The organism is Rathayibacter sp. SW19, from assembly GCF_030866825.1.
Lineage (GTDB): Bacteria > Actinomycetota > Actinomycetes > Actinomycetales > Microbacteriaceae > Rathayibacter_A > Rathayibacter_A soli.
On the sequence record NZ_CP133020.1, the window covers coordinates 1,361,293 to 1,381,801 of the forward strand.

Consider the following 20,509-nt stretch of genomic DNA (forward strand, 5'->3'; position numbering starts at 1 on the left):
CAAGGAGCTTCACCTGGGTACGTACCCCTCTGTCAATTCGCCGACCATTCTGCGCGACCCTGAATACTCACACGCCTCAAAGGCACTCCGATCAGTCATCGACCCGCGGCAGTTCCCGCCCGGGCAAAAGGTCCGGGTCCGCCGAAAATCCCGATTCCCGGTGTTCTCGATCATCATTCGCATTCTTCTCGCACCCTGTCGGATCGCCTCGGCCATGATCGACTCCAATAAGTCGCCATTGCGCAATAGATTATTACTTTTGGGATGCCAAGGCAATGGCACAGGACGCTCGGCCAAGCCCTCAAGCATTCAGTGCAGAACCGAACAACGGCAGCACGCCATTCAGTTGAACAAATAGTCCAAGGTTCGCGCGCGATAAGACTGGACGTGCTTCTCGGCAACGCGGCGCGCCTTGCGGGGATCTCCTGTGGCGATGGCTTTGGCCAGCCCATCATGTTCCCGATAGACCTGTTGGAAATCCAATACCTGACGAAAGATCCAGTGCAGACGCCCCAGGAGCGGTGTGAGCGTCGCTTGGAGATTGCCGTTCTGTGAGAAGGCAATCAATTCATCGTGGAAGGCAGCATTCGCCGCGTGTGCGGCATCGAAATCCAAAGCAATCACGGCAACGTGGGAACGGCGAACGTACTCATCCAGATCGCTGACTGCACCGTCTGCGACGCGTTGCGCGGCCAACCTCGCCGCAAGACCCTCCAATGCCTCACGAAGATCGAAGATCTCTACGACCTCATTGCGCGTCAGCTTCTTCACGACAACGCCACGTGTGGCCAGCAATTCAACCAAACCCTCATGAGTTAGCAGTCGGATAGCCTCACGAACGGGCGAGCGCGATACCTTAAATTCTACGGCAAGATCCCTCTCGACAAGGCGAGTGCCGGGAACATATGTTCCATCGAGGATTCGGGACCTGATCTTCTCACTTACAACTTCCCGCAGCGGAGAGCCGTTCTGGTACAGGGCGCTTGACGACTTCATGGCCCTCCTACAAGGTGATAAATCTATTCTTGGTTGAACAGTTGTTTTGGGGCTTGGGCACCCACGACCGGAGCAATTATACGGTTTCTTGTTATCCCATCACCCAGCCCCGCAACTTTGTCAATGCATCGAAACCGCATACCGCCCCGGCGAGCTTGAGTGATATCGCAACATTCAGTTATCGGCCGAATGCCCTCTGTGAGGTTGCAGTCGGATGGCCACGACCGTGTTGACAGCAACTCATACAAGACACTCGCCGCATGCGCCCGATCGTTACCGTCTCAAAATTGGTCTTGACAATTCGGAACGAAATGAGGTTGAGTTGGGATACCGAATTTCGAACCCGAAGAAGTGTGATGAAATGGCGAGAATGCTTAAGAAGTTCCGGTCCGCTGGGGCCGGCGGCAGCGAAGTACATCCAGTCGACGAGTGGTTGCCGCCGCATAAGCTATTCGTGTTGGGGTTCCAACACTTGCTCGCAGCGTATGCGGGAATCATTGCACCACCCCTGATAATCGGGTCCGCGTTGAAGCTGTCGTTCCTCGACATCACGTTTCTAATCAGCGCGAGCCTTCTGGCGTCTGGGATAACAACGCTGCTCCAGACTCTTGGTATCTGGCGTATCGGTGTTCGCCTCCCGCTTGTGCAGGGGGTCTCCTTCTCCGGGATTGCTTCCATGATCGCTATAGGCAAGCAACACACCGACCCGCTTGTCGCATTTCAGGTGATCGTCGGCGCGGTACTGGTCTCGTCAGCGATCATGTTCTTCTTTACACCGCTGTTCGCCAAGCTCATCCCGGTGCTGTTCCCTCGGGTTGTACTGGGTTCGGTGGCTACCGTGATCGGTCTTACCCTGATTCCCATCTCGATCGGCTGGATGCAGGGCTCGCAAGGCACGCCCGGCTACGGTTCGATGAAGAATATTTTCCTCGGGTTCTTCGTACTGATCTTGACCGTCGTCATCACCCGATACGTTCCAGGGTTCACCAAGCGTGTCGGCATGCTTGTCGCTATGTTGATCGGCACGATCATCGCGATCCCGATGGGGCTGACTGACTTCTCACAGGTACCGAGTGCCAAGATCTTCGCGGTGCCGGGCTTCTTCCAGTTGGGTTTGCCACGATTCGACGTGGCGGCAATCATCTCGATGATCATCGTGATGCTCGTCATCATGACCGAAGCGACAACGGATATGGTGGTCATCGGCGGCATCGTGGGAAAGAAGCTGAGGCCACGAGATATTGCTGATGGCCTCAGGGCCGATACTCTCGGATCGGTGCTGAGCGCAACACTGAACGGATTCCAAGCCAGTGCATACGGACAGAACATCGGGCTCGTCGTGGTCAGTCGGACCAAGACGCGGTTTGCAGTGGCAGCATGCGGAATACTCCTTGTCATACTGGCGTTGTTCCCGATCACTGCGGCGTTTATCGCGGCCATTCCGCTTCCTGTACTTGGTGGGGCCGGCATCGCAATCTTTGGTTTGGTTGCCGTGAACGGCGTGCAGTACCTCGCGAAGGTCGACTTCTTCAGTGAGCGTGGCACGGCCAACGGCTTGATAGTCGCCGCCACTTTGACGATGGGTATCCTCCCCAGCGTTGCCCCTGCCTTCTACGCCCAGTTCCCGGAGTGGGTACAGACAATCTTCAGCTCCGGTATCGCTGCCGGCGCAATAACGGCCATAGTGCTCAACCTCATCGTCAGCGGGTTCCGTGGAACGGCCGAAGAGATCGAGGAAGCCGAAGAGATTGAGGAAGCCGAAGTGATTGAGGGAGCTGAAGGGAATGCGAGTGAGCCTCCCAGCGATGTCGCTCCAGCCTCTTGAACGAGGCAAACAACTCTTCGTTGAGAGTTCAAGACATGCAATGGGGACCTGGTGCGGTCACGAGGAACACCCCACTGAAACGTGCCAACGCGCGCCCGTGGCCGAGCAGTATTCCTTGTGGCCGCGATGTTCCTGTAATCCGCAAACCTCGGGCCGACGCTAATCGCGGCCAGTCCGGTACTTGCACAGATCAAGATAAACCCTGGTCTAAGTTGTGCGCGGGCCTCGCTACCGACAGCGTCGCCAGAGTTGTTCTTCGGGCTCGGTGCCTGAATCGTCACGCCCATCCGGCGACGGATGGGAATGGAGTACACAATCCTCACGGCCGTGGCCTTGTCAATCGCCTGAAACCTCATTCGGCTCGGTCAGAAGTGTTCTGCACCTTTAGGCGGAGCAGTGGCGCACCGAGCGGCGATCGGCATCGGCAATCTGGGGCAAGCCGTCCAAGGCATGACACGATTTCCCCTGCGAGTCTGACTTATCGTTCAGTTCTACGAGATATCTCCCGTCGTTCTGGCTGCAGTCACGATGGGAACCACAGTGCTACCGCATCTATTCACCGGTCGGGGCCGCCGCGGAGGATTCGTGATTTGGATCATCGCGATCAACGCCGCACTGCTGCGGTGACTGCCCCTGGTAATGCGCCGACGCGACCACAATGCAAGCTCAATGGCAATAAAAGCAGCACCCCTCGCGTAGTGACGCAAATCGCTCGCCTGGGTAATCATAATCGTCACTGCTTCGCAGTCGGTTATCTGCCACCGCGCGATCGCCTGGTTCCCGTCGATCCTCCAGGACCGCGGGGCTTCGCCACCGATGCCAAGGATCCTCCTATCCGTGGCTACGCTCATCGCAGCATTGGCCATTCTGATAGTTGCCACGCCCCCGGCATGGGCATCAGGCGAGCGTGCCCTGGTCGCCGCGCTTGCCGGTTTCGGTTCGGGAGGCCTTCTGTTCGCCCGGACGGCAGCACCGCGTCTCTGGATGGTGCTGCTTGGCGGAGGGCAACGTGGCATCTTTCCGCTTGTCCTCACACTCTTCGTTCTCAGCGCGACAGACTGCTACGCGGTCATCTCGCAATCCTGAACGGAGGGTCACGACGACCGCCGACCGCGACCAAACGATCGGGCGATGGGCCCGATCCGTTAGCCACAACACGAACGAGGAGGACCTATGAGGCTTCTAACATTTACCCGTGAAGGAAGCGGGCCGCATGTAGGCGCGCTGCTGACGGATGAGACGCTGCTCGATCTCACCCAGGCGGCCGCTGGAGATCCTGTCTTCAGTTCCCTTCTCAGCCTTATCGACTCGGGTGATTCCGGGATCGCCCGCGCGCAGAATTTGCTGAGTTCGCACGAGTTCGATGAACACGCGCTGCCGATTGGCGCCGTCAGGGTGCTCGCGCCGATTCCACGACCGCGAAAGAACGTCTACTGCGTGGGCCTTAACTTCCGCTCACATGTGGAGCAGAACGCGGCAGCGCTCGGGGAGCAGGCGCAGATCCCAGAAGTGCCACTCTTCTTTTCGAAACCAGTCACAGCGGTAATCGGGCCAGGAGACGCCATCGTCCTCGACGAGCGGCTCACTACCAAGCTGGACTACGAAGTCGAGTTGGCGATCGTCATCGGTCGGCGCGGGAAATGGATCAGTGCAGCCGACGCCCCGTCGCACATCTTCGGCTACACGATCGCTAACGACGTAAGCGCACGAGACCTACAGTGGCGCACCAGCCAGTTCCTTTATGGAAAGGGGCAGGACACCTACTGCCCGTTGGGCCCCATAATCCGCACCGCCGACGAAGTTGACGTCAGCAGCCTTACTCTTGATCTGCTCGTCAACGACGATCTGCGTCAGAGTGAGTCCGCCGGCAATATGCTCTTCTCACCTCAAGAGGTAGTCGGGTGGCTCTCCCAGGGAATCACGCTCGAGCCAGGCGACATCATCACGCTCGGGACTCCTGGAGGGTGTGGATACCAACTGTCGCCGCCCCAATACCTGCAGTCAGGCGACGTTGTTGAGTGCCGGATCACCTCACTCGGCAGCTTGGTCAACCGCGTCGAGAACGCATAATCAGGTTAGCTACCACGGTCAACTACCACAGAGAGGAACACAACATGAAGATCGGTTTGCACAGGATGGCGATGGCACACCCAGGTGATGTCAGTGAGCTTAAGAAACTAGTGGAAAGCGGTGACCTCGACCCGGCGAAAATCGTCGCGACCATCGGCAAGACAGAAGGAAACGGGGGCGCAAACGACTTCACTCGCGCACTAGCCACGACGAGTTTCTCAAACTATCTTGGCAAGGTTTTAGATCGGAACCCCAGTGATGTGACTGAACAAATCGCTTTCGTGTGGTCAGGTGGCTGCGAAGGAATTCTATCGCCCCACGTTACGGTGTTTACTCGCGACGACACCGCTGGCGCGATCGTTGCCGATGGCGGCCGTCTGGCTTTGTCGGTCCAGCGCACTCGTGATCTACTGCCCGAAGAGGTCGGTCGCATGGCGGAGGTCAACGAAGTTGCGGCTGCCGTCCACCGGGCGCTCGAGGACCTCGGCTGCAACCCCCAGGAGGTGCACTATGTCCAGGTCAAGGGTCCGTTGCTCACCCCGTCGAGCCTCGCCGACGCTCGGCGACGGGGCGTCGAAGTCGTGACTACCGACCCGAACCGCTCCAAGGCGTATGCGCGCGGTGCAACCGCCCTCGGCGTCGCCGTCGGACTCTCCGAGGTACCGTCCTCCGCGATCACTGACGACGTTATCGCCACCGACATGTCGCTGTACTCGAAGGTCGCATCTACGTCCGCGGGAGGCGAACTCGTGAACTGTGAAGTGCTCGTCTTCGCAAACTCCCCGCAGTCGTGCAGCGACTTCCGGATCGGCCACGCTTCACTCAAGGACCCCATCGACATCGACGGAGTGCGTAACGCACTCCGAGACGCCGGGCTGAATTTCACCTGCGACCCGTCAACAGCAGATCAAGAGCGGATCGCAGCCGTGTTCGCCAAGGCGGAGGCGCCAGTAGACGGCCTGCTCCGCGGTCAGCGCACCACCATGCTTTCGGATGCGGACATAAACTATGAGCGCCACGGTCGCGCAGCTGTCGGGGCCGTCATCGCGAGCTTGACGGGTGACTCCCGTATCTTTGTCTCAGGGGGTACCGAGCACCAGACCCCTCCGGGGCATGCGCCGATCGCAGCGATCGTGCGTACCTGACCTGAAGTCTTGGTGCCGATTCGGCGCCTTTCGACAAAAACGCTGAATCTACAATCGCCGGTTGGAACGTGCTCGGACGCACCATCGAGCACGTTCCCGAACTATCGGCGACACTGGCTCGTGGTCGCAGCGGCACATCGGTGAGTATTCGATGGAGCACCCCTTGCATCCACGACTACGGCCTCAACTTGTGCAGACGCCATATCTGAATTCTGTCCCGAGGGAGGTGCATATGCCGCTAGGGCTTTTTGCACTCGCTGTCGGTGGCTTCGGAATCGGCCTCACCGAGTTTGTAATAGTCGGCCTTCTCCCCGAAATTGCCATCGATTTCCAGGTCAATGAGTCCGGCGTTGCAATCTTGATTTGGGGCTATGCGGTCTCGGTAGCAGTAGGAGCTATCTTGCTCACCGCAGCCGTGACAAGACTCCCACGTAAAACGGTACTCGTGGGGCTTATGGTGCTATTCATTGTGGGGAATTTCGTATCGGCCATCTCAGGGACGTTCGAACTGATGCTGACCGGCCGCATACTCGCCGGATTGATGCACGGCGCATTTTTCGGAATTGGCAGCGTTGTTGCGTCAGGAATGGTTCGGCCGGAGAAGAGTGGAACAGCCATCGCCGTCATGTTGAGCGGGCTGAGCATCGCGAATGTACTAGGTGTCCCATTCGGAACATTCGTCGGACAAAACCTAGGCTGGCGATCCACGTTCTGGTTGATCGCGATAATCGGACTAGTCGCTCTAATCGGAATCGTCATCGCGGTTCCTCAACCGCGCACAGCCACCGAGGCAAATCTACGAAAGCAACTTAGCGTTTTCCGACGACCACAGGTCTGGTACTCGGCCGTGATCACAATTCTAGGGTGGGGAGGGATGTTCTGCGCCTTCACTTACGTCGCCTTCACCCTGACCTCGGTGACGGGCTTCTCGACCACCGCGGTGCCTCTGTTACTTGTGGCGTTCGGCATTGGATCGGTGATTGGCAATCTGATCGGCGGCAAGGCGGGCGACAAGAACCTCAACAAGACGCTGATCGTTGCTCTGAGCTCGCTTACCGTTGTCCTTGGTGTCTTCGCGCTCACCGTCGGGAGCAAGGTCATGTCAGTTATCTGCCTTGTACTAATGGCAGGCTTCGGCTTCGCGATCTCTCCCACCTCACAGATGCGAATCCTCAGTTTTGCCAGCGACGCACCGACTATGGCATCCGGCGCAAATATCGCTGCGTTCAACGTAGGCAATGCTCTTGCCGCCGGAATCGGCGGGCTAGCGATCACTGCCGGACTTGGCTTTGCCTCACCAATTTGGATCGGCGCGGGCCTCTCCGGTACAGGCTTGCTGATATTACTCCTAGCGAGTCGGCTTGCGCTACGTGACACGGTCCGACCCTGATAGACCAAATGTCGCGTGAAGGCATTCGGTCGCGCCGCGGCTACGCGGCAATATCTCGGCCCTCGGCCTTGCTCCGACCGATTGAGCCGGGCGATGAAGCAATTAAGGAATTCCGCGCGTTTGCACGGCTGCATGTCCGTGCGTCATCGCCGCTGGCGGCGCAGCTCGTCACGAAACTCGGCGACGGCTGGCTGGCGTTTGGTCCGTGAGCGGGTTTTCTAGGCGCGTGGCGGTGCGGGGTGCCGAACTGTTCACGCAACTCGACGAGAGCCTGAACTGCGCCGGCCGCGAACCACGGTCGCTTAAGCGTTACTTCAGCCTGGATGCGTCGCCGCAGTTCCCGCTCGAAAGCGTCGACAGCGTCGCGGATGCTGTCGACCGGCGTCGCCGGCGGCGGCTTCACCGATATGATCACCCACTGGACCCGCGCAAACCGCGTGTACTCGGGGACGAGAAGAGGTACTGGTCGAGGCTGCGTCCCGGTTTTGAGACTTCGAGGGAGCGATCCGCCTGTGGTCAGCACCGCCCGGGTGCGGCGCTACCGATCGGCTGAACTACGACGGTGGACCTGTATGTCATGAAAACTGCATCATGTGATGCGGTCTGCGTGTCATTTGACACGTATGGAGGTTCCAAACATCTGATGCCGTGCAACCCAAGTTTCACTGTCGCGTACTTCAGCTATGTGCTGGTCTGGCGCTCGGCTGGAAGCTGTGGCGTTTATGCGATTGGCCGGAGGAGGCATCCGCAGAGCTCGATCTGAAGGACAGGGTCGGCACCTAGCTGTTGCAGTTCCTGGGTTCGCCGCGCATCTATTCGAAATTTGCGGCGCAGCCGATCCGCGAGGATGCCTCGTGGACCGGGCATTTGGAGCCAACAAATGATGCATATGTGGTTGCGAAGATCACCGGGATGACGCGGACGCAGGCGGTACATATTGACGGGGATTTAGGTAACACCAACGGATCTGCATAGTCCGGGTAGCAAGTTCTCCTGGAGGGTGTCGTATGTGTTGCCGGCGTGGATTCGCCGAGATGATGAGGCCGTGAACGCGGGGCGACATCTGTGACGAATTGAGGGACTGTGACGCGGCAGGGGAGTTGCCGCACGTGGATGACATTGCATACCCATCCGGGTCTACGACGGCAACTTAGTGTCTTCGTTCTTGGGGGCCGGCATTGGCGTTCGGGGCCACCTGCCGATGCGGTGAGTAGGGGACTGGTCTCCAGCGGCGATCGCAGGGCGACAAATAGTCGGTTGGTGGGGCAAAGCATCCGTTCGACATCGTCGTGGCGAGTTCCAGAAACGCCTGATCCGGTGCGCCCCGACCGTAGCACCCCGCCAGTCGACCCCTTGACAGGGATACCCAGGTCTGGCCGATTGACGTAAAACAGGGATTGGTCTAATTCAGTTCGTCTTCATAGGAATTCATTGGAGAGTTCAAGCGTCGTTCCGCACTTCTTCCACTGGTCGCCGCCGTCATCTTCGGCATGACAGCAGCGCTGATCCGGGGCGCTTTGTATGCTGCGCCTCCGGCATCCGCCGCCACCGCAACCATGCCGCCCTCGAACCCCTACACCGACCTGCCAGCGGTGTACCCGGTGCCGAATTCGATCACCGCACAGGGCCACTCCGTGACACTTGGCTCATCCGTCGCGGTCGTTGCGACGGATGATACCAACGCATCAGCCGTCACGGCACTGGGCGCCGTGCCCAAGTCCGGCGGCGTCGGCGACGTCTACCAGGTCGCCGACGCCGCTGCGGTGGGGCTCCGGGATTCGGCCGTCTATCTCGGCAGCAGCACGGCCAACCCGGCAACGCTGCAGGCGCTGCAGACGCTCGGCGTGCCGGATGCCAGCGACTTCGCGGCCGACGGCTACGCGCTCGCGACCGGCAAGGTGAACGGGCGCGCGATGATCGTGCTGAACAGGCAGGACGTGGCCGGAACCTTCTATGCCGTGCAGACCATGCGCCTACTCATTACCACGCAAGGCAACCACCCGGTGGTGCCCGGTGTCACCGTGCGCACCTTCTCCAGTCCGCTGGATGACCTCAGCTACACCACCTGGAATTGCGCGGCGGACAAGACGAAGTTCGGCACGGGCGACGGTGCTGCCGGGCAGGCGCAGGCGTACCTGTTGACCCAGGTGCAGAAGGATTTCATCGACATGCACCCCGGGCATCCCGAATCGAAATGGTGCCCACCGAGTATTCGGGCCTCGCCGTCACCCCGTACAAGACCGCGATCAAGAACGATTTGTCGGCAGGGATGCCGGGCTCGACCGGTATGGCATCACCGCCAACCCGATGATCCAACCCGAAGCCTCGAAGATCGACCTGTTCAACGTGGCCGACTATTCCTGGAACGGCGGCGCATACGACCCGCAGGCATCCTGGCAGGCGAGTTTGACCGAGCTGGCGGGCGGCAATGCGCAGGCGCGCGCCGCGCTTGCCGCGCTGATCGAGTTGGCGGCCCGCGGCCGTATCGAGATCTCCGTGAGCGGTCTCGATACGCGTGCTCGTTCCTCGCGCGCTACTCGACCGGCGGCTTTTCCTCGCTAGTCGACCGGCGGCTTTTCGTCGCTACTCGGCGGGCGGAAGCGCCATTGGCGGGGCCGGACTGCGGTCGTTGTGCGGAGCTCGCGAGGTGCGGCATGCGCTTGGTTGGCGGCTTCGGTGGCGGTGCCGCGGGCGCATCGTGCAGCTGATTGAGGTGCCCTCGCGAATCTCAGCGCATTGTCAGGTGCGCCGGCTCTGGAACTGGGTTAGGGTCTGTATACCCGAAGGATACTCAACTCATGATTTGCACCTGCATTTGGGCCGATCCGACTGCCCAGAATGAGCAGGCCGGTCATTCCGACCCGCCTAGTTCGCCCGCCCCGACCAGTCGGATCGGCCCGACCAGCCGTCTGGGTGTGCCCCGCCCGACCGTGATCGACCCGTACTGCTATCACGCGCGCGAGTTCACGGACGCCTGACCGCGAACATCCGAACCGACAGGCCGTCGTCAACGCGAGAGCGTCGCGCTGCAACCGGGGTCTCCAATTTCGAAAGGCGCTCGGCCGCGTTCTGAGCACCCGGTGCCCCGTGGATCAACCGCCCCGCTGGCGGTCCGGAAGCGCGCAGAGCTGACTCGCTGCCTGCGAGCGACGTGACGCGGTTGGAAGTTCTGGCCGCGATCGCGCCGGGGAAGGTGCCCCAGGATTTGAGGTGCTCGTTTTCGGTGTTTCAAATCCGCCTTACATAAGGCAGATTTAACATAGCGACAACCGGCATCCACTTTGCTGGCGCCGCATCCACTTTGCTCGTGCTGCTGCCACTTTGCATTGCCGCCGCAATCGCGCATTCGCCCGAGTGCGGAACAAGCGATCGTGTGTCCATCGCAAGTCGCAGGGGAAGAAGCGCGCGCGAACATCCGCCCGAAAACCTGCGCTCGAAATTTCAAGTGATGTATGATTACATCATGCTGCGGACTCAAATCTCACTAACCCCCGAGGAGCGGCGGCTGCTTGACGCGGAGGCAGCGCGGACGGGTCGGTCCATTTCTGCTCTCATCCGGGATGCCGTTGCCAGCAGCTACGGTGCGGGGCGGGATGCCGCCGCCGACATCGGGGCGATCGATGCGGCGCTTGGCGCGTGGGGCAAACACGGCATTGACGGTGAAGGGTACGTCGAGCGACTCCGCTCAGGCGGCCGTTTGGGCGAAGCGGTCGCGCGATGACTCTCGTCGACACTTCGATCCTGATCGATGTGCTTCGGGGGGAACCGCTGGCCGCTGCCGTGCTCCGCACAGCGCGCGAAGCCGGCTCGCTGCACGCGAGCGAGGTGACTCGATTGGAAGTTCTGGCCGGTATGCGTGCTCGGGAAGAGGATGCAACGCGAGCGCTCTTCGGTGCATTCGTTTGGCATCCGTTGGACGAGCGGCTGGCCGAGATCGCCGGCGAACTGGGGCGACGCTGGCTTCCCGGCAATCGCGGCATCGATTCCGCAGATCTCGCCATCGCCGCAACTGCAATCGCGCTCGATGCCCCGCTTCTCACCCGCAACGTGAAGCACTTCCCGATGTTCCCCGGATTGTCCGCACCGTATTGAGCCGAACTAATCCAGAGAACTTAGCACTGCGCTCAGCCAACTGCGGCGAGCGTAGCGCGCGCTCCGTTCTCGAGAAGGGATGCCCGCGCGGCGATAAATGCAGAACGTAGCCGGGGATCCTTGCCGAGGTCACCGAATACGACGTCGAGGTCTAGGAACGCTCCCGGATGCCGCCTCTCGTCGACCGCGGCCGCCCGCAGCTGCGGCAATCGTCGGTCGTCGGGCGAGACGCCGGTGGCGGCATCCGGATCCAGGTTGACGCTCCACGCCGCGAGGGTCAGCACCGCCCGCTCGATCCCGCGGCCAGGGCCAGGGCCGAGGCCTGCGGCGAGCTGCTCGCGCACAACGGGCAGGAGGAACTTCGGGATGCGATCGGAGGCATCCACGATTTGCCGGGCGAGCGTGTCGCCGACGGCTGGGCTGCGGAAGCGCTCCAGCAGTTGGTCGCGGTATTCGTCGAGGTCGATGCCGGGCACCGGGGGCAGCGTAGGGATGGCCTCGAGCGTCATGTAGTCGCGCACGAATTCGCCGAGCTGCGCGTCGGTGCAGGCCTCGTCGACGGTGGTGAACCCGGCGAGGATGCCGAGATGGCTCATCACCTGGTGCGATGCGTTCAGCATCCGCAGCTTCATGAGCTCGTACGGCACGACGTCGGGCACGATCTGCACACCGACCCGCTCGAGCGGTGGGCGACCGAGGGTGAAGTTGTCTTCGAGCACCCACTGGGCGAACGACTCGGATCGCACCGGCCACCGGTCGCGGACGCTAAAGGCGGCTTCGACGGCATCCCGAACAGCATCGGTCGTCGCCGGGGTGATGCGGTCGACCATCGAGTTCGGGAACGCGACCGACGCGTGGATCCACTCGGCGAGTTCGGGGTCGATCCGGGCGGCGAAGCCCGTCACGGCTGCGCGGGCGACATGCCCGTTGCCAGGGAGGTTGTCGCACGACATCACAGTGAAGGGAGGGATGCCGGCATCCCGCCGCCGCTGGAGTGCCCGCACGAGGAAGCCGAGCACGCTGCGTCGGGGCGCCGTGGGCTCGGCGATGTCGGCGAGGGTGGCATCGTCGTGCGGGTCGAAGACACCGGTCGCATCGGACACTTCGTAGCCGCCCTCGGTGATCGTCAGAGAGACGATCCGCGTCGACGGTGACGCCAGCTGCCGTGACACCGCATCGGGGTCGTCCGGCGCGAATAGATAGCGCACGATCGAGCCGATGGTTGCGGCTTCTTCGGCTCCGTCTGGGGCCACGGTCACGAGTGTGTACAGGCCGTCTTGTGCGGCGAGCGCGTCGCGCATCGCGGCATCCTCCGGCCGAACACCGACCCCGCAGATGCCCCACTCGGTCCACTCGGTGTTCCCGGCTCGCAGCAGCCGGTCGAGGTACATCGCCTCGTGCGCGCGGTGGAAGCCGCCGACGCCGAAGTGCACGATCGACGGCGTGACTGCGGCGCGGTCATAGGGGACGGTGAGGGCGGTCATGCGGAATCCTTCCAGGGAATCGCCCCGCGACAATCCGAGGGCGCGGGGGAATACGCCGCCCGCGAGTGCTCGTGCACTCGCGGGCGGCGGTCATCGATCAGCCGATACGGCGATCAACTGCAGGACGACTTGTACAACGCCGCCTGTCCGGCGGAACTGTCCAGATTGTCCTTGGTGACGATCGTGAAGCCGGTCTGGATCTTCGCGGTGACGGACTTGCCCTGCAATGCGTTGAGCGCCTGCGCCACACCGTCCTGGCCGATGGTGCCCGGCTGCTGGGCGATCAGCGCCTGCACCTGGCCCTCCTTCAGCTGTTGCACCTGCGCGGGGCCGGCGTCGAATCCGACGAGCGTGATACCGGTCTTGCCGGATTGCTGGATGCCGGTCGCAGAGCCCTGCGAGGCAAAGAGGTTAGCGGCGAAGATGCCCACGATGTCGGGGTCCTTCTGCAGCGCAGCCGTGACCAGTTGCGCGGCCGTGGCCGGCTGGTTGTGGCTGTACTGCACTCCGAGATAGGTGAACTTCGAGTCCTTCGCGGCAGCCTCCTTGAAGCCCTGCTCACGCTGGTCGGTCGTGGTGATGCCGGGGTCGACGCTGATGACGAGCACCTTGCCGCCATTCGGGTGCGCCTGCTCAATGGCCTTGAAGGCCGCCGCGCCACCGGCGAGGTTGTCGGAGGAGATCTGCGACACTGCAACCGACGGGTCGGTCAGGGTGGTGTCAACGAGCACGACCTTGATGCCGGCGGCCTTGGCCGCAGCGATGGGCGCCTGCATGGCCGTCTGGTCGGTCGGGGCGACCAGGAGGGCATCCGGGTGCGATGCCACGACCGAGTCAACGATCGGCTTCTGTAGCGTCGGGTCGAACTTCGCCGGGCCCTGCGTGGTCACAGTGACGCCGGCGGCCTTCGCTGCTGCCTCGATGCCGCACTGCATGGTGATGTAGAACTGGTCGCCGATGACGCCCGGCACGAACGCCAGCTTGTAGCTCTTCGCTGCGGAGGAACCGCTGGTGCTTGAGCCTCCGGAGCCTCCCGAGTTCGAGCAGCCTGTCAGGGCCAGGGATGCCGCCGCGCCGATGGTGAGGGCACCGAGTATCGCTTTCTTCCACTTCATGGTGATGTTCCGTTTCTCTGGTAGGGATGGGAATTAGGGATGGTGAATAGGGACGGTAATGAGGGATGGGCTTGTCTGTGAGGTCAGGTGGATCTTCGCCTGAAGATCTTCTTCCACGCGCCGCCCCTGCCACCGCGAGCGGCTGCGGAGCGGCGCACCTGGTCGGCGTACACCGCGGCGATCAGCACGGCACCGACGGCGACCTGCTGCCAGTACGGCTGCACGCCGGTGATGACGAAACCGTTCTGCAACACGGCCGGGATGAAGAGGCCGACAATGCTGCCGACGATGGTGCCGATGCCGCCGAACAGTGACGTGCCGCCGATGACGACCGCGGCGATGACGTTCAGGTTTGTCAGCGACTGGCCCGCGATTGCGGTCGTGGCGAACTGTGACAGCGAGAGGATGCCGGCGACGCCCGCGAGCCCACCCGTCAGGGTGTACACGTAGATGAGGTGACGGTCCACCTTCACGCCCACACGGCGGGAGGCTTCCTCGCTGGACCCGACGGCCCGCGTGTACAGGCCGAACTTCGTGAAGTTGAGCATGATCGCACCGATCACCACGATCACCGCGGCGATGACGACGATGACCGGCAGTGTGCCGAAGACGTTGCCGTACCCGATGGACTGGGTCAGCACGAGCGGCACCGTGCTGATGTCAACGCCGCCGGTGAGGATCTGCGCGAAACCGAGAGCCGCGCCGAAGGTGCCCAGGGTTACGATCAGCGACGGGATCTTCGCCTTCGCGACCAGCACGCCGTTGATCCAACCCCAGGCGCTGCCGGCCACGATCGCGACGAGGATGCCGACGATGGCGGTTCCCCAGCCCTGCCCGCCCATCGCCCGCATCACCATCGCAGAGACCACACCCGAGAAAACCAGAACCGAGCCGATCGAGAGGTCGATGCCTGCGGTGATGATGACGAAGGTCATGCCCACCGCAAGCACGGCGAGGATTGCCGCATTCTGCAAGATGAGGCGGAAGTTCGACCACTGTGCGAACTGCGTCGGCGCGACCACGGCGAACGCGATCACGATGAGCACGAGGATCAGGAAGATCTGGAAGGCCTGCGCGGAGAGAATCCTCTTCCACCACGGCGCCTGGGGTTCGTCTACGGTGCCGATGGCCACCGTCTCGGTGGTGGGCTGCTGATCGATCACGACCGGCCCTCCTTGATGATCGCACCGGTCATCAGCCCCACGAGCTCCTCCATGTTGGTCTCCTTGGCGTTCAGCGTCGCCACGCGGGTGCCCAGTCGCAGCACCTGGATGCGATCGGCCACCTCCATCACGGCGGGCATCGAGTGACTGATGAACACCACCGCGATCCCGTTGTCGCTAACCCGGCGAATGGTGTCGAGTACGTTCGCGGTCTGTCGCACGCCGAGCGCCGCCGTCGGCTCGTCCAGGAAGACGAGCCGGCTCGCCCAGTGCACGGCGCGCGCGATCGCAATCGCCTGCCGTTGCCCACCGGACATCGATCCCACTTCGGAATTCAGCGATCGCACGGTCGCGCCGAGAGCGTTGAAAGCCCCAGCAGATCGCTTGCGCATCTCCTTGTTGTTCATGAACCCGAACGCGCCGGCGATGCCGGATGCCTTGAGCTCACGACCGAGATACATGTTTTGCACGGGATTCAGATGCGGGGCCAGAGCCAGATCCTGGTAGACCGTCTCGATGCCCAGCGCGCTCACGGCTGACGGGGTGGACATGTCCACCTCTCGACCGTCGAAGCGGATGGTGCCACTGTCGACCGCCAGGCTGCCGGACAGAGCCTTCACGAGGGTGGACTTGCCGGCGCCGTTGTCGCCGATCAGCGCAACCACTTCACCCGGATAAATGTCGAAGTTCGCCTCGTTCAGCGCACGCACATGCCCGAACTGTCGGGAAAGACCCAGTGCCTCCAGCACGGGGACTCGATCATCGGCCATGAGCAGCTCCTTCGCAGTTTCTCGTGTTGTGTGAGTAAGCTACGCTGTTCATGACACCGGTGTCAAGCTATTGGATGCCGATGTGATCACAGCGTGATCAAAGCGCGATCAAACTTCGATCAACCCAGGATGGAGCACCTCCATGACCGAATTCAACGGCCGTAGCATCCTCGTCACCGGAGCTGGCGGCGGGATCGGCGGCGAAGTCGTGCGCCAGCTCGTCGCCGCAGGCGCCGACGTTCTGGCGTCCGGCCGCACCGCAGACTCACTGGAGGCGATCGCCGCCGAAACCGGATGCCGCAGCCTCCCGTTCGATCTCGAGTCGGAGGATTCGGTGCGCGCCGCCATCGAAGGCGTCGACCTGTACGGCGTCGTCAACTGCGGCGGCTGGGGCGGCGAGATCGCCACGCCCATGGAAACCGACATCGACGTCTTCGACCGCGTGATGCGCGTCAACGCGCGCGGATCACTGCTCGTGACCAAGTACGCCTCACGGGAGATGATCCGAGTCGGCACGGGCGGCGCGATCGTCAACGTGTCAAGTCAAGCCTCGCTTGTCGCGCTCGCGGGCCATATCTCCTACGGCTCGTCGAAGGCTGCCCTCGACAACATCACCCGCGTCTCCGCGTTGGAGCTCGGCGGTTATGGCATCCGCGTCAACAGTGTCAACCCCACCGTCGTCATGACGCCGATGTCGGCCTGGTACTGGGGACGCCCTGATATCGAAGGGCCGTTCCTCGACGCCATGCCGTTGCACCGCTGGGCCACCGAAGCCGAGATCGCTGCGCCGATCGTGTTCCTGCTGAGCGACGGCGCATCCATGATCTCCGGGGTTTCGCTGCCCATCGACGGCGGCTACACCGCCCGCTGAGCGGGCCGGTCAACTCACACTGAGCCAGCCGATCAGCTCACAAGCAGGAGGCGCAATCCGCCCGCGACCTGCTCGACGCGCACGCGGTCGAGACCGTCGACGACAGCGGATGCGGCAGCCAGCTCGTCAAGCGATCCGGTGCCGGTGACGGCGAGCACGTGGCATCCGGCCGCCCGCGCCGACGCAATGCCGGCCGGCGCGTCTTCGATGACGAGGCAACGGCCGGGGTCGACGCCGAGGCGCTCGGCTGCGATCAGGTAGGGCTCCGGGTCGGGCTTGCCGTGCGTGACTTCCTCGGCCGTGACCCACACGGCGGGCCGTGACAGGCCGGTGGCTTCCATCCGCGCCGACGCGATGGGCACGGTGCCCGACGTGACGATCGCCCGGCGCTGCTCGGGCAGCGACGCCCAGAACGCCGGCGCGCCGCGCACCGCGCGCACACTCAGCGCATCGGCGACCTCCATGCGCTCGATCCGCTCGAGCGCTTCGATCTGGCACTCCGGCTCGATCAGCGCGGACACGAGCGTTCGTGCCGGGCGACCGTGGTTGGCATGAAGCGCGTCGGCCGACACGCCGTAATGGTCTGCCCAGCGTCGCCACGAGCGGGCGACGGATGCCGTCGAATCGATGAGCGAACCGTCGAGATCGCACAGCACTGCGTCGTACGTCGAGCTGAAGATTATCGCGTCTGCGGCAACAGGCATCCGATCGCCGAGCGCGGGAAAGAGCCGCGCCAGCTGCTGCACTGTGCTGAGGTCGGCGTCGAGCTCGATGACCGGCACGCGCACGTCGGGCGCCGGCTGATCCGGGCGAAACTCGTCGCGAGCGGCATCGCGATCTGATCGGCGTGCCGCGAACAACGCGGGGTCGCCGACGATGCGCACCACCTGGAGGGGACCGCAGGCATTCTGCAGGTCATCCCACGCCACGCCTCCGCCGAGTTCAGCCGTGAACGGGGCAACGAGCACCGCTCCGCCGGTGGTGGCGATCACATCCCGCGCCACCGTGCGCAAGGCCGCATAACGCCCGTTACGGATTGCACCGGCATCCGGCCCGGTCAGCCAATGTTCGCTGGCGGGCAGGGCGTCGAGCAGCGGATTGGTCACGCTGTCGAGGTCGATCAGCGGCAGTCGCAGTTCGAAGGCGAGTGCCCGGCCGAGAGTGCTCTTGCCGCTGCCGGCCTCACCGCTGATGGCAATCGAACGGGGCGCCACTTGACAGGAATCGTGCACAGGACCCACTATAGAGGCATTCATGACACCGGTGTCATGGTTTCAGGCACCTGCGATGAGAGGAAGCGTTCCATGCCCGCACCGTCACCTCTCACCGCGGGCATCGACCTCGGCAGCACGTCATTGAAAATGCTGGTGTCCGACGCGGACGGCAGCCAGATCGCGTGCGAACAGGTGCCGACCCCGTGGCGCACCGGTCGGGGCGGGACCACCGAATTGGATGCCGTGGCCCTGCGCACCGCCATTGACGACTTGGTCGCCGCCACCGGTGCTGCGCTGCCCGCCGACACCGTCGTTGAGGCGATCGGCATCGCAGGCATGGGCGAGACCGGATTCCTCGTCGATGACGAGCTGAACGTGGCCGCACCCGCGTTCGCGTGGTTCGATCCGCGCGGCGCCGCTGAAGCCGCATCCTTTTCGCCCGAACTGCGGGCCGAGTTCGCCGGGCGCACCGGCCTGCCGCTCGGCGCGCAGGTGTCGCTGGCCAAATTGGCCTACGAGCGGAGTCGCGGTATTGCCCTTGAGAGCTTCCGCTGGCTGAACATCCCCGAATTCGCGGCCGCGCACCTCGGCGGCGACGTCGCCGCCGAATACTCGCTGGCGTCCCGCACCGGTTTACTCGACCAGAACACGGGGGAGCCGTGGTCGCTCGCACTAGCCGAGCTCGGCGTCGGGCGAGAATTCATCCCGCCTCTGCGAGGAGCAGGAACGTCGTGGGGGGCGGCATCCGCTGTTCGTTCGGGGCCGTTCGCGGGCGCGGCGCTCACCGTCGCCGGCCACGATCATCTCGTGGCGGCTGAGGCGATGGGTTCGCTGCAACCGGGCCGTTATCACGTGTCGATGGGCACCGCCGAGGTGATCCTGCGTGTCACGGACCGGCCGCTGTCGCCCGAAGCCCGCGGCCGCCTTGCGGGCAGTCTGATCAACGAGGTGCGCCATATCGTGCCGGGACGGCACGTCATCGTCGCCGGCGTCAAGAGCGGCTTGTTGCTGCGGCGGGCACTGCAACTCGCCGGTGTCAGCGACCGGGCGGGGCGTGATCGGCTCGACGACGACGTGTGCGAACTGCCCTACGAGGGCGCACTGCCCGACGGCGCCCTGGTGGCATCCGGCGCCCGCAACGACGACGGCGTGCTGCAGCTGGAAATCCGAAGCGACGGCGTGAGCCCGGCGGAGCTGTTCGGCGCGGTGCTGAGGCACAGCAACGACGAGATCCGCATGCTTCTGAACGCCATCGAACGTGAGCTGCCGCCCGCCACCACGACCATTCTCACCGGCGGCTGGGCGAGCATGTCCAGCGTTCGGCGTGCACGCAGCCGCGTGCTTCCTGACCTCACGGTCTCATCACGCGAGCAGGACACCGCCCATGGTGCCGCGCTGCTCGCCCGTACCCTGCTAAGGAGCAGCCCATGAACGACCTCACCACCATCGAACGCCGTGCCCTGCAGCGGATCTCCACTGACCGCGGCAACATGCTCGTCATCGCCGCCGACCAGCGCAACAGCATGAAGGCTGTCGTGCAGGATGCGCCGGAAGCGGGCATCACCGCTGCCGAGCTCGCCGTCATCAAGGCCGATCTGGTTCAGCACCTGGCCAATCACGCCCCGGCAATTCTGCTCGACCCCGAGGTGGCGCTGCCCGGCATCGTCGATGATCGCGTGCTCACCCGCGACACCGCGCTCGTCGTGGGAATGGATTCCTCGGGTGCCGACGTTGTCGACGGCCTGAAATACACGAACTTCGTACCCGGCATCACCGCCCGGCAGGTGCGTGACTTCGGCGGCGATGCCGCCAAGATGCTCTACTACACGCGCCCCGACCGGCAACCGCACGATGCCCGCCTGCTGCGCGACTTGGACACCGCCATCGCCGACTGCGACCGTGAGGGCGTGCTTTTGGTTGTGGAGCTGCTCACCTATCGCCTGGAGGAGGAGACGGAGCACGAATACCAGGCCAAGTTCACCGACCTCGTCGCCGACGGGGCGCGCCTTGCTATCGAGCATGGCTCGAAGGTGTTGAAGCTGCAGTATCCGGGATCGGCAGACGGATGCCGCTCCGTGACGGATGCCGCGGGGGGCGTCCCCTGGGCGGTGCTGTCTGCGGGCGTCGATCACGAGACCTTCCTCGGCCAGGTGCAGGTCGCGATGGCGGGCGGGGCATCAGGCGCGATGGCCGGCCGCGCCGTTTGGAAGGACGCCCTGTCGTTCGATCCGATCCGTCGCGAGGAACTGCTCACGGGCCGCGCGCTGCCGCGTCTGTACGAATTGCAGGCGGCCGTCGATGGGCTCTGACGATGGGCACTGACGATGGGCACTGACGATGGGCTCGACACGCGGCGCGCGCGCAGATGCGCAGC

The 20,509-nt window shown here is 63.2% G+C and carries 17 protein-coding genes; 11 read left to right on the top strand and 6 right to left on the bottom strand.

What is annotated here, in order from left to right:
* Window positions 1–342: 342 nt before the first annotated feature.
* Window positions 343–996: a GntR family transcriptional regulator gene (locus tag QU604_RS06195; RefSeq protein ID WP_308467936.1), complete on the bottom strand. Its 654-nt coding sequence runs from the start codon at window positions 994–996 to the stop codon at window positions 343–345.
* Window positions 997–1,210: 214 nt separating this feature from the next.
* On the opposite strand from QU604_RS06195, the gene QU604_RS06200 reads away from it, so the two are divergent.
* From QU604_RS06200 to QU604_RS06235, 8 genes are all read left to right on the top strand, one after another.
* On the top strand, window positions 1,211–2,821 hold the full coding sequence (locus tag QU604_RS06200) for a nucleobase:cation symporter-2 family protein (RefSeq protein WP_308467937.1): 1,611 nt from the start codon (window positions 1,211–1,213) through the stop codon (window positions 2,819–2,821).
* Window positions 2,822–3,658: 837 nt separating this feature from the next.
* Window positions 3,659–3,907, top strand: coding sequence for a hypothetical protein (locus tag QU604_RS06205; RefSeq protein WP_308467938.1), 249 nt, complete (start codon window positions 3,659–3,661; stop codon window positions 3,905–3,907).
* An 87-nt stretch (window positions 3,908–3,994) separates the two neighbouring features.
* The gene (locus QU604_RS06210) at window positions 3,995–4,891 is read left to right on the top strand and encodes a fumarylacetoacetate hydrolase family protein (RefSeq protein ID WP_308467939.1); all 897 of its coding nucleotides are present in this window, start codon (window positions 3,995–3,997) and stop codon (window positions 4,889–4,891) included.
* A 44-nt stretch (window positions 4,892–4,935) separates the two neighbouring features.
* Window positions 4,936–6,036 (top strand): cyanuric acid amidohydrolase, encoded by a 1,101-nt coding sequence (atzD, locus tag QU604_RS06215; RefSeq protein WP_457852545.1) that lies wholly within the window; start codon window positions 4,936–4,938, stop codon window positions 6,034–6,036.
* 232 nt (window positions 6,037–6,268) lie between these two features.
* Window positions 6,269–7,426, top strand: a complete 1,158-nt coding sequence (locus QU604_RS06220) for an MFS transporter (RefSeq protein WP_308467940.1) — start codon at window positions 6,269–6,271, stop codon at window positions 7,424–7,426.
* A gap of 1,490 nt (window positions 7,427–8,916) precedes the next feature.
* The gene (locus QU604_RS22325; protein ID WP_308467941.1) at window positions 8,917–10,134 is read left to right on the top strand and encodes a glycoside hydrolase family 20 zincin-like fold domain-containing protein; all 1,218 of its coding nucleotides are present in this window, start codon (window positions 8,917–8,919) and stop codon (window positions 10,132–10,134) included.
* 755 nt (window positions 10,135–10,889) lie between these two features.
* Window positions 10,890–11,147 (top strand): ribbon-helix-helix domain-containing protein, encoded by a 258-nt coding sequence (locus QU604_RS06230; protein WP_308467942.1) that lies wholly within the window; start codon window positions 10,890–10,892, stop codon window positions 11,145–11,147.
* The gene (locus tag QU604_RS06235; RefSeq protein WP_308467943.1) at window positions 11,144–11,518 is read left to right on the top strand and encodes a PIN domain-containing protein; all 375 of its coding nucleotides are present in this window, start codon (window positions 11,144–11,146) and stop codon (window positions 11,516–11,518) included. Before QU604_RS06230 ends, QU604_RS06235 begins: the two co-directional genes overlap by 4 nt.
* Window positions 11,519–11,550: 32 nt before the next feature.
* Here the strand turns inward: QU604_RS06235 and QU604_RS06240 are convergent, their stop codons facing one another.
* From QU604_RS06240 to QU604_RS06255, 4 genes are all read right to left on the bottom strand, one after another.
* On the bottom strand, window positions 11,551–13,002 hold the full coding sequence (locus QU604_RS06240; RefSeq protein ID WP_308467944.1) for a mannitol dehydrogenase family protein: 1,452 nt from the start codon (window positions 13,000–13,002) through the stop codon (window positions 11,551–11,553).
* A gap of 113 nt (window positions 13,003–13,115) precedes the next feature.
* The gene (locus QU604_RS06245; RefSeq protein WP_308467945.1) at window positions 13,116–14,117 is read right to left on the bottom strand and encodes an ABC transporter substrate-binding protein; all 1,002 of its coding nucleotides are present in this window, start codon (window positions 14,115–14,117) and stop codon (window positions 13,116–13,118) included.
* 83 nt (window positions 14,118–14,200) lie between these two features.
* Window positions 14,201–15,280 (bottom strand): ABC transporter permease, encoded by a 1,080-nt coding sequence (locus QU604_RS06250; protein ID WP_308467946.1) that lies wholly within the window; start codon window positions 15,278–15,280, stop codon window positions 14,201–14,203.
* Entirely contained in the window at window positions 15,277–16,050 is a 774-nt protein-coding gene (locus QU604_RS06255) for an ATP-binding cassette domain-containing protein (RefSeq protein WP_308467947.1), read from the bottom strand. The genes QU604_RS06250 and QU604_RS06255 overlap by 4 nt, the downstream gene beginning before the upstream one ends.
* A gap of 142 nt (window positions 16,051–16,192) precedes the next feature.
* Between QU604_RS06255 and QU604_RS06260 the strand changes: the two genes are divergently transcribed.
* Window positions 16,193–16,921, top strand: coding sequence for an SDR family oxidoreductase (locus QU604_RS06260; protein WP_308467948.1), 729 nt, complete (start codon window positions 16,193–16,195; stop codon window positions 16,919–16,921).
* 32 nt (window positions 16,922–16,953) lie between these two features.
* Here the strand turns inward: QU604_RS06260 and QU604_RS06265 are convergent, their stop codons facing one another.
* Entirely contained in the window at window positions 16,954–18,153 is a 1,200-nt protein-coding gene (locus QU604_RS06265; protein ID WP_308467949.1) for an HAD-IA family hydrolase, read from the bottom strand.
* Between the two features lie 72 nt (window positions 18,154–18,225).
* Between QU604_RS06265 and QU604_RS06270 the strand changes: the two genes are divergently transcribed.
* Together QU604_RS06270 and QU604_RS06275 are read left to right on the top strand one after the other, a co-directional pair.
* Window positions 18,226–19,566: an FGGY-family carbohydrate kinase gene (locus QU604_RS06270; RefSeq protein ID WP_308467950.1), complete on the top strand. Its 1,341-nt coding sequence runs from the start codon at window positions 18,226–18,228 to the stop codon at window positions 19,564–19,566.
* Window positions 19,563–20,444 carry a hypothetical protein gene (locus QU604_RS06275; RefSeq protein WP_308467951.1) on the top strand — a complete coding sequence of 294 codons (882 nt, stop codon included), beginning with the start codon at window positions 19,563–19,565 and terminating at the stop codon, window positions 20,442–20,444. The genes QU604_RS06270 and QU604_RS06275 overlap by 4 nt, the downstream gene beginning before the upstream one ends.
* The last annotated feature ends 65 nt before the right edge of the window (window positions 20,445–20,509 follow it).